Genomic DNA, 13,265 nt, shown 5'->3' on the forward strand with positions numbered 1-13,265 from the left:
GGCAGGAAACTGCGCTGGGCTTGCCAAAAGTGGCGGAGCCCTTTCCCTGCGGAGCAGGGAAGGGGCTTTTGCGTTTGGGGTTGCCGTTGCTGTTGCTTGAAAGCCCCTCTCCCGTTTACGGGAGAGGGGTTGGGGTGAGGGCAGCTTTTGCCGTTGGCTTTCAAGCTTTGGCTTTTGATGCAAAGCAAGAAGCAAATTGCCAGCGAACCGCACCCTCACCCCAACCCCTCTCCCGGTGGGAGAGGGGCTTAAAGCAAGGGCTTTGAGCACGCACTCCTTCATCCTTCTTCTCCAACTCCGTATCCTGCCAAGCAGCTTCCGGGAAACGCATTCCATGTTGAGTCTGGTAACTGTGGCGCTGGCAGGCCTGGCCTGGTTGGCCTTGATGTTCGGCGTGGCGCTGTATGGCGAACGCCGACCCACCGCCTTTGCCCGCCATTGGCGACACATCTACACCTTGTCGCTGGCCGTGCACTGCACCTCCTGGACTTTCTATGGCACCGTGACCCAGGCGGCACGCCACGGCTGGCCGCTGCCGCCCACCTTTGTCGGTGCCATCCTGTTCTATGCCTTGGCGATGGGCATGATGATGCGGCTGGTGCGGCTGGCACGCGAGACCAACGCGACCTCGCTGGCCGATCTGATCGCCGCGCGGCTCGGCCGCGATGCGTGGCTGGCGGCGACAGTGACGCTGGTGACCGTGCTCGGGCTGATCCCGTATATCGCCCTGCAGCTCAAGGCAGTGGCGATGAGCTTCGGCATGATCACCTCGCGCGCGGTGGAAGCCGGGCAGGGCGGCTCGGTATGGCAGGACAGTGCCCTGTATGTGGCATTGGCCATGGCCTTGTTCGCCATGTTGTTCGGTGCGCGTCGCGCCGATGCCTCCGAACACAACCGCGGGCTGGTGCTGGCGATGGCGGCCGAGTCGGTTTTCAAGTTGGGCGCGATGCTGGCGCTGGGCGTATTCGTGTGGTTCGGCCTGAAGGGGCTGCCGACGGCACCGGTGGCAGCTGTAAGTGCGCCGGAAGGCGGTTTCATTCCGTTGGTGATACTCGGTGGCCTGGCGATGTTCCTGCTGCCGCATCAGTTCCATGTTGGGGTGGTGGAATGCCGTGATCCGGGTGATGTGCGCACCGCGCGCTGGCTGTTCCCGCTGTACCTGCTGCTGATAGCCCTGCCTATCCTGCCATTGGCACGCGCGGGCACGGCGTTGCTGGGCAACAGTGTTCCCTCGGACATGTACACATTGGCGCTGCCGTTCTCGGCCGGGCATGAAGGCGTGGCGCTGTTCGCCTTCCTCGGTGGCCTGAGTGCGGCAACCGGCATGGTGGTGGTGAGCACGCTGACCCTGAGCCTGATGATCGGCAACCACTGGTTCGCGCCCGGCCTGGTGCGCAGCGCCTGGGCGCGTGCCGGCGGTGGCGATCATCGACGTGAACTGGTGTGGCTGCGTCGCGCGGGCATCTGCGTGATCATGCTGCTGGCGTGGGGTTACAGCCGCCTGATCGGCGGTGGCAACGTGCTGGCCGATATTGGTGCGGTCTCGTTCTCGGCAATGGCGACCCTGGTGCCGGTGCTGGCGTTCGCCATCTGGCGCCCGCAGACGCCGCCGCGCGCTGCCATTGCCGGGGTTGTTGCCAGCTTTGTGACCTGGGCCTGGGTGCTGTTGCTGCCATCGCTGCTGGAAAGTGGCGGACGCGCGCCCGCGTGGTTGCTGCAGGGGCCGTTCGGTTGGCAATGGCTCGCCCCGCAGGGCTTGTTCGGGCTGACAGGCTGGACGCCGTTGGGGCGCGCGGTGGGAGCGAGCCTGTTCGTTGGCACGGCGGTGACCTTGCTGGCGATGGCGTGGCGGCGCGATACGCCGGACCGCATCCGCCGTAATCTGGATGCCGATACCCTGCGAAACGCCGGTCGTCGTTTCCTTCCCTATGAGCGCGTGGAACAGTTGCTGGCCAACGCGCCGCGTAGCGGCGCGGTACCAGCGGCGATCGAGGCCAGTGTGGAGCGCGAGTTGTCGGCCGTACTGGGCGCGGCGTCCGCACGTCTGTTGCTGGACGCAGCGCGACGTGAGGGCAGCGAGCTGGCCACCGTTGCAGCCATCGTCAGCGAAGCCTCGCAGGATCTGCGTTTCAGCCAGCAGGTGCTGCAGGCGGCATTGCAGAACATGAGCCAGGGCATCAGCGTGATTGATCGCGAGCAGCGGCTGGTGGCCTGGAATCGGCCGTATGCGCGCATGTTCGGCTTTCCTGACGAGCTGCTGCAGGTAGGCCGGCCGATCATGGACCTGACCCGCTGGGCGCTGCAGGCCATGCCCGCGCGTGGCGGTGACGAGCGTGCGGTGGACCGCCGCCTGGCCTTCATGCGTGCCGGTACGCCGCACCTCACCGAGCGTGTGTTCCCGGATGGGAGCATTGTCGAGATCCGCGGCAACCCCATGCCGGGTGGCGGCTTCGTGGCGACCTTCACCGACGTCACCGAATTCCGCCGCAGTGAGCGTGAGCTCAAGCGCAGCAACGAAACACTGGAGCAGCGTGTGGGCGAACGCACCGCGCTGCTGGAATCGGCCAAGCGTGAGGCCGAACGGGCAAACGATGCCAAGAGCCGCTTCCTCGCTGCCGTGGGCCATGACCTGCTGCAGCCGCTGCATGCCGCGCACCTGTTCACCGACACGCTGGCGCAGCAGGTTGAATCCAGCCAACAGCAGCAGGCGGTGGTGCAGATCCGCGGCGCCCTCGACTCCACCACTGACCTGTTGACCGGGCTGTTCGACATGTCACGGCTGGAGGCCGGTGGTTTGGTGCCGCAGCCGCGTGATCTGCCGCTGGCCGAGGTGCTTGATCCGCTGGCGTCGGAGTTCCGCGCCCTGGCGGCCGCACGCGGGCTGGCCTTCCACTACCTGCCCACCGGCGCCTGGGTGAACAGTGATCCGCAGCTGCTGCGGCGTGTGCTGCAGAACTTCCTCGCCAATGCGGTGCGTTACACCGCGCGCGGCGGGGTGTTGCTGGGCGTGCGGCGCGAAGGCGACCGGCTGCGCGTCGAGGTGCATGACACCGGGCCGGGCATTGCCCGCGAAGAGCAGCAGCGCATCTTCGAAGAATTCCGTCGCGGTGAGGACAGCAGCGGCCAGGGGCTGGGCCTGGGCCTGGCCATTGCCGACCGCATTGCCGGCCTGCTGCATGCGCCGCTGCGGCTGCGCAGTGAGAAAGGGCAGGGCACGGTGTTCTCGGTATCGCTGCCGTGGGTGGCCTGCCCGCAGGCTGCGGTGCAGCCGCGTCCGCGCACTGCGGCCACTTCCGGTGGCGTGCCGGTGCTGGTGGTCGACAACGATCCTGCGGCCTTGCAGGGTTTGGCCGGGCTGTTGCGCGGCTGGGGCTACCAGGTGGCCGAAGCCTCCGGCGAAGCGCAGGCGGTGGCGGCGCTGCAGGCAACAGCGGCCAGCCTGTGGCTGTTCGACTACAACCTGGATGACGGCGATACCGGCACCGCCTTGCAGCTGCGGCTGGGCGAGCGTTTCGGTGCCCGCCCAACCCTGATCCTCAGTGCGGATGACAGTCTGGCTACACGCCGCGAAGTGCTGGAGCAGGGTCTGACCTTGCTGCACAAGCCAGTGCGCCCGTTGGCCTTGAAGTCGATCCTGGATCGGTTGCTGGCGGCGGATGCGTTGCGGCCGGGAATGGCAAACAGGGAATAACACCGGTAGCCCGGGTAAGCGCAGCGCACCCGGGGCTCTTTGCGGAAAGCCCCGGGTGCGCTGCACTTACCCGGGCTACAGATCTCGACGGCTCGCGCGCTTTCCAAACATCAATCCCGACTCCCCGCACCACCGCAATACGCCGCATGCAAGGCCTGCATCACTCCCAACGCCGGGCTGTCGGCCAGGGTGTAGTAGATGGTCTGGGCTTCACGGCGGGTATTGACCAGTCCGCCTTCGCGCATCACCGCCAGGTGTTGTGACAGTGCCGACATCGACAACCCGACCTGGGCCTGCAGTTCGCCCACCGATGCTTCGCCTTCCACCAGTCGGCACAGCACCCGCAGGCGTGCCGGGTGGGCGAGGGATTTGAGCAGCTGCGCTGCCTGTTCGGCATGCGTCTGCATCTGTTCGATATCCATGTCCTGCATGTGCATCGCGGCTTCAGGTCCGGGCTTGTACTTTGGATGGCGCTAGTTTAATTTAGAAAAAGCTAAATTAAAAGCCGAGGACTTCCTCATGACCATTTCGCACACCGCCGCACCGCAGGTGCAGGCCTTCCATGACAAGGACACCGGTACGCTGAGCTACGTCGTCTACGACCACGACGGCGGCATGGCGGCCATCATCGATCCGGTGCTGGATTACGACGCTGCCGCCGCACGCACCAGCACCGCCTCGGCCGATGCGCTGTTGCACTTCGTGCAGGGCAAGCTGCTGACCGTGGCCTGGATCCTGGAGACCCACGCCCACGCCGATCATCTCAGTGCGGCGGGCTATCTGGCCGACACCTTGAAGGTGCCGGTGGCCATCGGCCAGGGCATCGTCGCGGTGCAGCAGCGCTTCAAGGCCTTGTTCGGCCTGGGTGACGAGTTCATCGCCGATGGCAGCCAGTTCGACCGCCTGTTTGCCGATGGCGATACCTTCAACATCGGTGGACTGGAAGGACGCGTGATCGCCACGCCGGGCCACACCGATGACAGCCTGACCTATGTGATCGGCGATGCCGCCTTCATCGGCGACACCGTGTTTGCCGCCGATACCGGCACCGCGCGCTGCGACTTCCCGGGTGGCGATGCGCACCGCCTGTTCGGCTCCATCCAGAAGATCCTGTCCTTGCCGCAATCCACCCGCATCTACCTCTGCCACGACTATCCCGGCGACCGCCGCGCCGCGCAGGCGCAGACCAGCATCGACGAACAGAAGCAGCACAACGTGCATTTGAAGGACGGCACCGGCGAGGCCGCGTTCGTGCAGATGCGGCAGCAGCGTGATGCCAGCCTGCCGGTGCCCAAGCTGATCCTGCCGGCACTGCAGGTCAACATCCGTGGTGGCCGTCTGCCTGAGCCCGATGCCAATGGTGTGCGCTACCTGCGCCTGCCGCTGGATCAGATGGGGGGCACGCAATGAGTACCTGGATCAGCGCGCTGGCCGGTGGTGTATTGATCGGGCTGGCGGCGACACTGCTGTTGTGGCTGACCGGGCGCATCGCCGGCATCAGCGGCATCGTCGGTGGTGTGCTGCAGCCGCGGCAGGGCGACGTCGCTTGGCGTGCGGCATTTCTGGTCGGCCTGATTGCGGCCGGCGCCGCCTGGTTGTGGCTGGTACCGGGTGCCTATACGCCGCGGCAAGGCTTTCCGCCGGTGTTGCTGGTTGTTGCCGGGCTGCTGGTAGGTTTCGGTACGCGGCTGGGCAATGGTTGCACCAGCGGCCATGGCGTGTGTGGGCTGGGGCGGCTGTCGCTGCGCTCGTTGGCAGCGGTGATGACCTTCATGGTCACCGCCATTGCCACCACCTATATCGTGAGGCATGTGGCATGAGTAGTTGGCGTATTCCCTTTGCAGCGTTGCTTGCCGGTGCCTTGTTCGGGTTGGGGCTGGCGGTATCGGGCATGACCGATCCACAGCGCATCCTCGGCTTCCTGGATGTGTTTGGCGATTTCAATCCGGCGCTGCTGTTTGTACTTGGCGGCGCGGTGATGACGACGATGCTGTTGTTCCGGTTTGTATTGCGGCGACCGGCACCGGTGTTCGCGCAGCGCTTCCACTTGTCGGACGTGCGCAGCATCGATGCGCGCCTGCTGACGGGTGCGGCCCTGTTCGGGATAGGCTGGGGCTTGGCCGGCTACTGCCCGGGCCCGGCGCTGGTTGGGCTGGGCGTGCTGTCGCCGGAGGCGTTTTGGTTTGTGCCGGCGATGCTGGTGGGCATGTTGCTGCACAAGGTGGTGAGTCGCAGCAGCGGCGCGTAGGTGCGGCGTCCGCCGCGCAGCCGGCGGACCTGCCTGACCCCGCAGAACCCAATCCCAGCGATTCCTGATTGCTTTGGTTTCGATGTCGGAAGCGATGTCAGCTTCGCGGCTGAGGCCGCTCCTACAGCGCCTGGCGGGCGGGGTCACTCAGTTCCAGCTCGCGCAGCACCACGCTGGCCTGGGTGCGGTTGCGCACGCCCAGGCGTTCGAAGATCGCCGACAGATGGGCCTTGACCGTGCGTTCCTGCACGTCCAGACGGTCGGCGATCTGCTTGTTGAGCAGGCCTTCGGCAACCAGTGCCAGCACACGGAACTGCTGTGGCGACAGGCTGGCCAGACGCGCGGCCAGTTCGCTGTCATGGCTGGAGGATTGCGCGCGTGACACCGAGGCACGCAGCGAGGCCGGCAACCACTGCTCGCAGGCCATGACGCTGCGGATGGCCTCGCGCAGCTCGTTCAAACCCGAACTCTTGGGCAGGTAACCGGCGGCGCCATGGTCCAAGGCACGGCGCACCACACGCGGGTCATCGTTGGCCGAGACCACGATCACCGCCACCCCCGGGTGCTGGGCACGGATCGCGGCCAACCCGGCCAAGCCGTGATTGCCCGGCATATGCAGGTCGAGCAGGATCAGGTCGGTATCCGGTGCCGCATCCAGTGCCGCCAGCACGCCGTCCAGCGATTCGGCTTCGCGCACCTGCAGATCACTCATGGCCTCACTGGCCGCCTGCCGCAGGGCGGCGCGGAACAGGGGATGGTCGTCGGCGATCAACAGGCTGGGCATGGCGGTACTGACAGGCGGAAAGGAAGCTGCCGCCGGTGTCTGTGCCACCGGCGGCTTGGTCAGTATGCCGTGGTTTTCAGCCATTGCCTGCTTCCCTTGGCAATCCGCCGCTTACTGCGCGGTCCAACCGCCGTCCATCGGCATCGCCGCACCGGTGAGGTTGTGCGACTCGCGGCGGCACAGCCATACCACCATCGCGCCGATGTCCTCGGGCAGCGACATGCGCAGGCTGGGCTGCTTTTCCTCCAGCAGGGCGCGCACGCCGTCGTCGCGGCTGCCGCCATTGCGATGGGCCTGGATCTGCGGCTCGATCAACGGCGTTTCCACCCAGCCCGGGCAGACGCAGTTGACGGTGACGCCGCCGCTGTCGCGGCTGCCGGCGGCGGCGTATTCCAGTGCTGCCACCTTGCTCAGGCCGACGATGCCGAACTTGCTGGCCACGTACGGCGCCTTGTTCTTGGACGCCACCAGGCCGTGCACCGAGGCGATGTTGACCACCCGCCCGTAGCCACGCTCGGCCATGCCGGGCAGGGCATGTTGCATGGTGTGGAAGGCAGCGCTGAGATTGATGGCGATGATGTCATCCCACTTCTGTGGCGGCTGCTCGGCCAAGGGCGCGGCATGCTGGATGCCGGCGCAGTTCACCAGGATGTCGATGTTGCCCCAGGCCTGCACGGCCTCGAGCATGTGTGCGATCTGGTCGGGCTTGCGCAGATCGGCGTCGAAGTGGCGGGTGTCGACGCCGGCCTCGGCCACGCTCTTGAGCGCGGCCTCGATCTGCTCGGGCGTGCCCAGGCCATTGATTGCCACGCGTGCGCCGGCGCTGGCCAGTGCCTGGGCGATGGCCAGGCCGATGCCCGAGGTACTGCCGGTCACCAGGGCGGTGCGGCCTTGCAGGAAGCGGTCCATGGGGGACTCCGGATGTGATGGGGGAGGCTGGCAAACGTAGCAGCCGCCGCGCTAAAAACGTGTGGTACTTAAGTACGATGAGACCGACGCAGTGGCTCTGCTAGGGTGCGCCCATGAGCCAATCCCTACTGCGCGCCGCCTGCGGCCTTTTCGTCGGACTGAGCCTGGCCTCCTGTGCCAGCGGCCCAGCTTCCAAGTCCGTGGAGCCTTCCATGTTCAGCAACGAACTCCGCAGCGAGCATCGCGGCAGCGATGACCTGCTCACTGCCGGGCTGGGCCTGGCCGGCCTGCGCAGCATGGCGCCACCGGCATTTGCCGACGCCACTGCACCGACCGTGGACGAACTGCGCCGCCGCGCGATGTGGGGCAGCTGGCGCGGCATTGCCGATCTGGCACCGGGTGGCGGTTATGGCGAGCTGTTCGGCAGCCTGCAGAGCGTGCCCGGCCGCGAGTACTCGGCGTTCGCGCGCCTGCCTGGTGCCAAGCAACCGCACCGGGTGCTGGCGCAGGTGCCGGACAACTTCGATACCGCCAAGCGCTGCGTGCTGGTGGCGCCGGCATCGGGCTCGCGCGGCATCTATGGCGCGGTCTCGGTCGCCGCGGCCTGGGGCCTGCCCAAGGGCTGTGCGGTGGTCTATACCGACAAGGGCGCGGGCAGCGATTACTACGATCTGGACGCGCAGATGGGCGTGCGCGCCAATGGCACCGTCGGTGCCCTGGGCGACGTCGATGATCTGGCCTTTGTGCCGGATGCGCCGGTCAATGCCTCGGGTGTTGCGTTCAAGCACGCGCATTCCAAGGACAACCCGGAGGCCGATTGGGGCCGGCACGTGAAGCAGGCTGCCGAGTTCGCGCTGCTGGCACTGGAGCAGGCCTATCCGCAGGCGGCACCGTTTACGTTCGACAATACCCGTATCATCGCCGTTGGCATTTCCAATGGTGGCGGCGCGGTGCTGCGTGCGGCCGAGCTGGAAGGCGATTGGCTGGACGCGGTGGTGGCGGGTGAGCCCAGCGTCTATTCCAGCGCCCCCGGCGCACGTGCGTTGTACGACTACACCACCGAGGCGGCGCTGTTGATGCCGTGTGCGCAGCTGCACATGAGCAACCTGCCGCAGCCGCCGATGACGGCGGCGCTGCAGGCCGGTGCGGCCGTGCGCTGCGCCACCTTGGCTGCTGAAGGCGTGATCAGCGGCGCGACCCCGGCTGCGCAGGCCAAATCGGCTTACGACCTGATGCTGAGCAAGGGCTGGACCGATGCATCACTGCGTGCGGGTGCCTTGTCCACCGGCTTCGATCTGTGGCGTGCGATTGCTGCGACCTATGCCTCGGCCTACGGTCGTTATGGCGTGGGCGAGCATCCCTGCGGTTTCAACTTTGCCGCACAGAACCCGGACTTCTCGCCGCGCGCCGCGACCGCAGTCGAGCGTGCGGCGTGGATCTCCGATGGCAGCGGCATTCCGCCGGGCGCCGGCGTTGGCCTGCTCGACAGCAAGGTCGCCTTGCCGGACCTGACCTATGCCGGTCTGAAGTGCCTGCGGGGTCTGTGGGACGGGCAGGGGGAAGACGCCAAGCGTGTGCAGGCGGGCATCCAGGCCACCCATGCCGGTTTACCGCGCAAGGGCCTGCCGGTGATGGTGGTGCACGGCGCCGATGACGGTCTGATTCCGCCGGCTTTCAGCAGCGCGCCGTATGCAGCGGCGGCCAAGGCTGCCGGGCGCGAGCTGAGCTATTGGAAGGTGCAGAACGTGCAGCACTTCGATGGTTTCCTCGGCCTGCCGGATTACGGCGCGCGTTACCTGCCGCTGCTGCCGTATGTGTACGAAGCGCTGGACCGGGTGCAGGCGCGCCTGGACAAGGGCACGGCCTTGCCGGCTGATGCGGTGATCGCAACCACGCCGCGTGCGGGCAAGCCGCTGACGGCGGAACATCTGGCGATGCCGAAGTAAAAGCTTCCACGCCCTCCCTTTGCGCAGCAAAGGGGAGGGTTGGGGAGGGGGTGGCTTTTTGCTCTTTGCTGTTGGATCTGTGGCTTCGCGGCTCACGCCGCTCCTACAAAAGAGACAGCCACCCACGCGCTGATGGCATCATTGCCAGATGCATACACTGAACTCTCCTTCCCGCGTCATCCCGTCCGCCCTTTACCAGCGCGAGCGCTGGCGCAATGGTCTGGGCTGGACGCGCGAAATCCTGCGTCTGCCGGAGCAGGGCGATTGGCAGCTGCGTTTGTCGATCGCCGAGATCGAACAGGACGCGGCCTTCTCCGCCTTCCCCGGTATCGAACGTGAGCTTGTATTGCTGCAGGGCGAAGGCCTGCGCCTGCGTTTTGCCGATGGCCGTTGCGAAACCCTGCTGCCGCCGTATCAGCGCCTGCGCTTCGCTGGCGAGGCGGAGCTGGTGGGTGAACTGGTCGATGGCGTGACCCAGGATTTCAACCTGATGTGGCGGCGTGAGGCGCTGCAAGCCGAGCTGCTGCATCGGCCCTTGGTCGGCAACATGCTGTTCTTCACCGAGCCGCAGGCGGCATGGGCGATCCATCTATTGGCTGGGCAGGCCGAGTTCGAGGGTGGCGTGCTGCCGGCGCTGTCGGCCGGTGATACCGCGTGGTTGGGGGCTGGCGAGCGGCAACGCTACACGCTCAGTGGCGGCGGCGAGTTGCTGGCGATACGGCTGACGCCAGCGGCCCCGGCTGTTGCAGGAGCGGCGTAAGCCACGAAGCCACAGATACAGAAGCGCAGCGTTTCTTATGTAGTGCCGAGCCATGCTCGGCAGAGGTCTTCCCGGTAATGCCCTTGCCGAGCATGGCTCGGCACTACGTTGGGGTTGCTTGTAAGGCCTCTGCCAAGCATGGCTCGGCACTACAGGTGAAGCGTTGTTGCGATCAGTACACGTCGCGGCGATAGCGCCCTGCGATACGCAACGCTTGATGCGCATCGGCACCTATCGCATCGATGATCACCTTGTCCACCGCCGGGGCCATGCCTTGCAGGCTGCCGCAGACCAGGATGGTGGCACCGTCGTCCAGCCACTGCCGCAACACATCGCTGTGTGCGGCCAGTGCGTCCTGCACATAGTGGAACTGGCCGTCATCGCGGCTGAAAACTGTGTCGAGTCGCTCGATGCCGCCTTTGCGCTGCCATCGCTGCAGCTCGGCACCGAAATGGAAATCGTGGGCGGCATTGCGTTCGCCGAACAGCAGCCAGTTGCGGTGTGCCCCTGCATCGATGCGTGCGCGCAGGTGCGCGCGCAGGCCAGCGATGCCGGTGCCGTTGCCGATCAGGATCAGCGGGGTGTCGTTGGCCGGCGGATGGAAATTGCTGTTGCTGCGTAGGCGCAGATCAATGCTGTCGCCGATCTGCGTGTAGTCGCAGAGCCAGCCGCTGGCCAGGCCGGGTGTGCCATCCGGGCGCAATTGCCGGCGCAGCATCAGTTGCAGGCTGCCTTCGCCAGGCATTGACGCAATCGAGTATTCGCGATGGGGCAGGGGCTTGAGGCTGGCTGCCAACGCATTGGCATCGTGATTGTCGGCGCCATCCGGCAGATAGGAGCGGGCGAGGGCGTCCGCCAGCGTGCGGCCGTCGGCCAGCACGGTTGCGGCATCGAACCGGTTCGCCTGCAGCCACTGCATCACCGCATCGGCGGATTGGCGTGGGCCGATCTCGGCGATGTCGCCGGCCTGCCAGTCCGGCAGGGTGCCCGTGGTGGGCTGCAGTTGCAGGTGGAAAACCTTGCCGCCGATGCTGCCGGGGTTGAGTACTTCACGTTGGCGCAGCAGCCAGGATTGGTAGGCCGGTGGGCTCCAATCGCTGGCATGGCTGGCTTCCCCGCCAAGTTGGCCCAGCAGTTGCTGCCAATGGCGCAGTGCGTCGGCATCGGCATTGTCCACTTCCACCGTATCGAACAGCGGTTGCGCGCCGTGTGTGCGCAGCCACTCGTCGAGTTGATGGCCGAATGCGCAGTAGTGCTCGTAGGTCTTGTCGCCCAGCGCCAGCACCGCGTACTGCAGCTGTGGAAGCTGCAACGGCTTTGGCATTACCCGGCTCAGGAAGGCGAGCGCATGATCCGGCGGATCCCCTTCGCCGGTGGTGGCGGCGACAAACAGGGCCTGGCGACTGCTGGAGAGCAGCGCAGCATCAACCTGGTCGATGGCGCGCAGGCGGGTCTTGTGCCCGGCAGCGCGCAGATGCGCGGCGGTGCGCTGTGCCAATTGTTGTGCAAAGCCAGTCTGGCTGGACCATGCCACCAGGATCGGCGGTTCATTGCTGTCGCCGTTGTCGTCATCGCGTTGGCGGGTACACCACCACAGCGCGAAGCAGGCTGCGGCATAGACCACCAGCGCTGCCAGCGCCATCCACCACTGCGATGCCAATGGTGCGGCCGGCCACCAGCGTTCGCCCAGATGCAGGCGCAGCAGCAATAGCGCGATCAGCAGCAGGCCGAGGCCAACAGCGAGATTGCCGAGCAGGGCGCGGGTGGAACGATTGGGATTCATTGCGTGCTGGCGTCCAGGTGACGCTGGAAGGCGGGCGTCATGGTTTCGACAAGGCCATTGCTGCCACGGGTGATGAAGCGTGCAGCCAAGTCATGGTCGTTGGCAAAGGCCAGGCCTTCTTCGGCCCCCATCACGGTGAGCGCGGTGGCCCAGGCATCGGCATGCATCGCATCGCGGGCAATGACCGTTACCGCCGCAGCTGCGCGGCTGACCGGGGCGTGGCTGCGTGGGTCCAGGGTGTGGCTGTAGGAGATGCCATCGCGCTCGAACTGGTGCCAGCGGTCGCCGGAGGTGGCAACCGCCAGATCATCGAGCGCCAGCACGCGCGGTGGGTACTCGGCGCCGGCGTCTTCTTCGGGTGCGGACTCGACCAGTACGCGCCAGGGCTGTCCATCGGGTTTCAGGCCGTAGCCATGCAGTTCGCCGCCGACCTCGACCAGTGCGGCGGTGATGCCGATACGGCGCAGCCAGGCGCTGACCAGATCCACGCCGTAACCCTTGGCGATGGCAGATAGATCCAGTTGCAGTCCGCCGGGTTGCAGCGCGCTTCGGGTCTGCGGGTCGAGCTGCAGCTTGTGCCATCCGCAGCGTGCGGCGACCTCGGCCAGGCGCGCCGGATCGGGCACCGTCCGTGCGCCGGCATCGGCACCAAAGCCCCACAGGGCGACCAAGGGCCCGATGCTGGGATCGAAGGCGCCAGCGCTGCGCTCGGCGATGTCGTGCGCGGTGCTGAGTACGTTCCAGAAGTCATCGGGCAGTGCGTGCCAGCTGTTGGCGGTGGCGCGGTTGTAGCGACTGATGTCCGAATCAGATTCCCAGGTGCTCATCTGCGCGACCACGCGGTCGAGTTCGGCCTGGATGCCTGCATGCAGCGGGTGCAGGTCACGGCTGCGTGCAGCCACCAGCTTGACGCTCCAGCTGGTGCCCATGGTGTGGCCGCCAAGGGCGGCGATGTCGGCGTTGGTGGACATCGGTATCAAAAAGCCGGCTGGGGCAGGTGTTTCTTCTCCCGTTTGCGGGAGAAGGTGCCCCGAAGGGGCGGATGAGGGGGAGCTTTTGCTGTTCTGGCCGGCAGCCAATTTCATTGATGCTGCTTCGGCTTTGCCCTCACCCCAACCCCTCTCCCGGAGGGAGAGGGGTTTTG

11 protein-coding genes are annotated in these 13,265 nt (G+C 66.3%); 6 read left to right on the plus strand and 5 right to left on the minus strand.

All coding sequences use genetic code 11. The annotated features are described in order from the left end of the window. Nucleotides 1–334 precede the first annotated feature (334 nt). Nucleotides 335–3,691, plus strand: a complete 3,357-nt coding sequence (locus RT131_RS03720; RefSeq protein ID WP_313170393.1) for a PAS-domain containing protein — start codon at nt 335–337, stop codon at nt 3,689–3,691. 110 nt (nt 3,692–3,801) lie between these two features. Here RT131_RS03720 and RT131_RS03725 read toward each other — a convergent pair whose 3' ends face one another. Beyond that, nucleotides 3,802–4,128: a metalloregulator ArsR/SmtB family transcription factor gene (locus tag RT131_RS03725; protein WP_313170395.1), complete on the minus strand. Its 327-nt coding sequence runs from the start codon at nt 4,126–4,128 to the stop codon at nt 3,802–3,804. An 82-nt stretch (nt 4,129–4,210) separates the two neighbouring features. Here RT131_RS03725 and RT131_RS03730 point away from each other — a divergent pair, with 82 nt between their 5' ends. Genes RT131_RS03730 through RT131_RS03740 form a run of 3 tightly spaced genes read left to right on the plus strand, consistent with a single transcriptional unit; the run spans nt 4,211 to nt 5,939 of the window. Then, nucleotides 4,211–5,101: an MBL fold metallo-hydrolase gene (locus RT131_RS03730; RefSeq protein ID WP_313170397.1), complete on the plus strand. Its 891-nt coding sequence runs from the start codon at nt 4,211–4,213 to the stop codon at nt 5,099–5,101. Next, on the plus strand, nt 5,098–5,511 hold the full coding sequence (locus RT131_RS03735) for a YeeE/YedE family protein (protein WP_313170399.1): 414 nt from the start codon (nt 5,098–5,100) through the stop codon (nt 5,509–5,511). The genes RT131_RS03730 and RT131_RS03735 overlap by 4 nt, the downstream gene beginning before the upstream one ends. Beyond that, complete coding sequence (locus RT131_RS03740) at nt 5,508–5,939, plus strand: DUF6691 family protein (protein WP_313170400.1); 432 nt, start codon at nt 5,508–5,510, stop codon at nt 5,937–5,939. Before RT131_RS03735 ends, RT131_RS03740 begins: the two co-directional genes overlap by 4 nt. A gap of 121 nt (nt 5,940–6,060) precedes the next feature. On the opposite strand, the gene RT131_RS03745 is transcribed toward RT131_RS03740, so the two are convergent. Then, a complete protein-coding gene (locus tag RT131_RS03745; RefSeq protein ID WP_293711608.1) occupies nt 6,061–6,723 on the minus strand; it encodes a response regulator transcription factor in 663 nt (220 codons plus the stop codon). A gap of 111 nt (nt 6,724–6,834) precedes the next feature. Continuing rightward, nucleotides 6,835–7,632, minus strand: a complete 798-nt coding sequence (locus tag RT131_RS03750; RefSeq protein ID WP_312370235.1) for a 3-hydroxybutyrate dehydrogenase — start codon at nt 7,630–7,632, stop codon at nt 6,835–6,837. Nucleotides 7,633–7,745: 113 nt separating this feature from the next. Here RT131_RS03750 and RT131_RS03755 point away from each other — a divergent pair, with 113 nt between their 5' ends. Together RT131_RS03755 and RT131_RS03760 are read left to right on the plus strand one after the other, a co-directional pair. Continuing rightward, nucleotides 7,746–9,578: a 3-hydroxybutyrate oligomer hydrolase family protein gene (locus RT131_RS03755; protein WP_313170402.1), complete on the plus strand. Its 1,833-nt coding sequence runs from the start codon at nt 7,746–7,748 to the stop codon at nt 9,576–9,578. A gap of 148 nt (nt 9,579–9,726) precedes the next feature. Continuing rightward, nucleotides 9,727–10,338 (plus strand): HutD family protein, encoded by a 612-nt coding sequence (locus RT131_RS03760; RefSeq protein WP_313170404.1) that lies wholly within the window; start codon nt 9,727–9,729, stop codon nt 10,336–10,338. A gap of 172 nt (nt 10,339–10,510) precedes the next feature. Here RT131_RS03760 and RT131_RS03765 read toward each other — a convergent pair whose 3' ends face one another. Continuing rightward, nucleotides 10,511–12,121, minus strand: coding sequence for a sulfite reductase flavoprotein subunit alpha (locus RT131_RS03765; protein WP_313170406.1), 1,611 nt, complete (start codon nt 12,119–12,121; stop codon nt 10,511–10,513). Next, nucleotides 12,118–13,092 (minus strand): FAD:protein FMN transferase, encoded by a 975-nt coding sequence (locus RT131_RS03770; RefSeq protein WP_313170407.1) that lies wholly within the window; start codon nt 13,090–13,092, stop codon nt 12,118–12,120. The genes RT131_RS03765 and RT131_RS03770 overlap by 4 nt, the downstream gene beginning before the upstream one ends. Between the last annotated feature and the right edge of the window lie 173 nt (nt 13,093–13,265).

Origin of the sequence: Stenotrophomonas sp. (assembly GCF_032066555.1) — a bacterium.
In the GTDB taxonomy this organism is placed as follows: domain Bacteria; phylum Pseudomonadota; class Gammaproteobacteria; order Xanthomonadales; family Xanthomonadaceae; genus Stenotrophomonas.

Coding starts and splice junctions, on each gene's coding strand:
- RT131_RS03770 (WP_313170407.1), bottom strand. CDS start 13,092: ATGTCCACCAACGCCGACATCGCCGCCCTTGGCGGCCACACCATGGGC.
- RT131_RS03750 (WP_312370235.1), bottom strand. CDS start 7,632: ATGGACCGCTTCCTGCAAGGCCGCACCGCCCTGGTGACCGGCAGTACC.
- RT131_RS03745 (WP_293711608.1), bottom strand. CDS start 6,723: ATGCCCAGCCTGTTGATCGCCGACGACCATCCCCTGTTCCGCGCCGCC.
- RT131_RS03735 (WP_313170399.1), top strand. CDS start 5,098: ATGAGTACCTGGATCAGCGCGCTGGCCGGTGGTGTATTGATCGGGCTG.
- RT131_RS03740 (WP_313170400.1), top strand. CDS start 5,508: ATGAGTAGTTGGCGTATTCCCTTTGCAGCGTTGCTTGCCGGTGCCTTG.
- RT131_RS03730 (WP_313170397.1), top strand. CDS start 4,211: ATGACCATTTCGCACACCGCCGCACCGCAGGTGCAGGCCTTCCATGAC.
- RT131_RS03720 (WP_313170393.1), top strand. CDS start 335: ATGTTGAGTCTGGTAACTGTGGCGCTGGCAGGCCTGGCCTGGTTGGCC.
- RT131_RS03725 (WP_313170395.1), bottom strand. CDS start 4,128: ATGCACATGCAGGACATGGATATCGAACAGATGCAGACGCATGCCGAA.
- RT131_RS03760 (WP_313170404.1), top strand. CDS start 9,727: ATGCATACACTGAACTCTCCTTCCCGCGTCATCCCGTCCGCCCTTTAC.
- RT131_RS03765 (WP_313170406.1), bottom strand. CDS start 12,121: ATGAATCCCAATCGTTCCACCCGCGCCCTGCTCGGCAATCTCGCTGTT.
- RT131_RS03755 (WP_313170402.1), top strand. CDS start 7,746: ATGAGCCAATCCCTACTGCGCGCCGCCTGCGGCCTTTTCGTCGGACTG.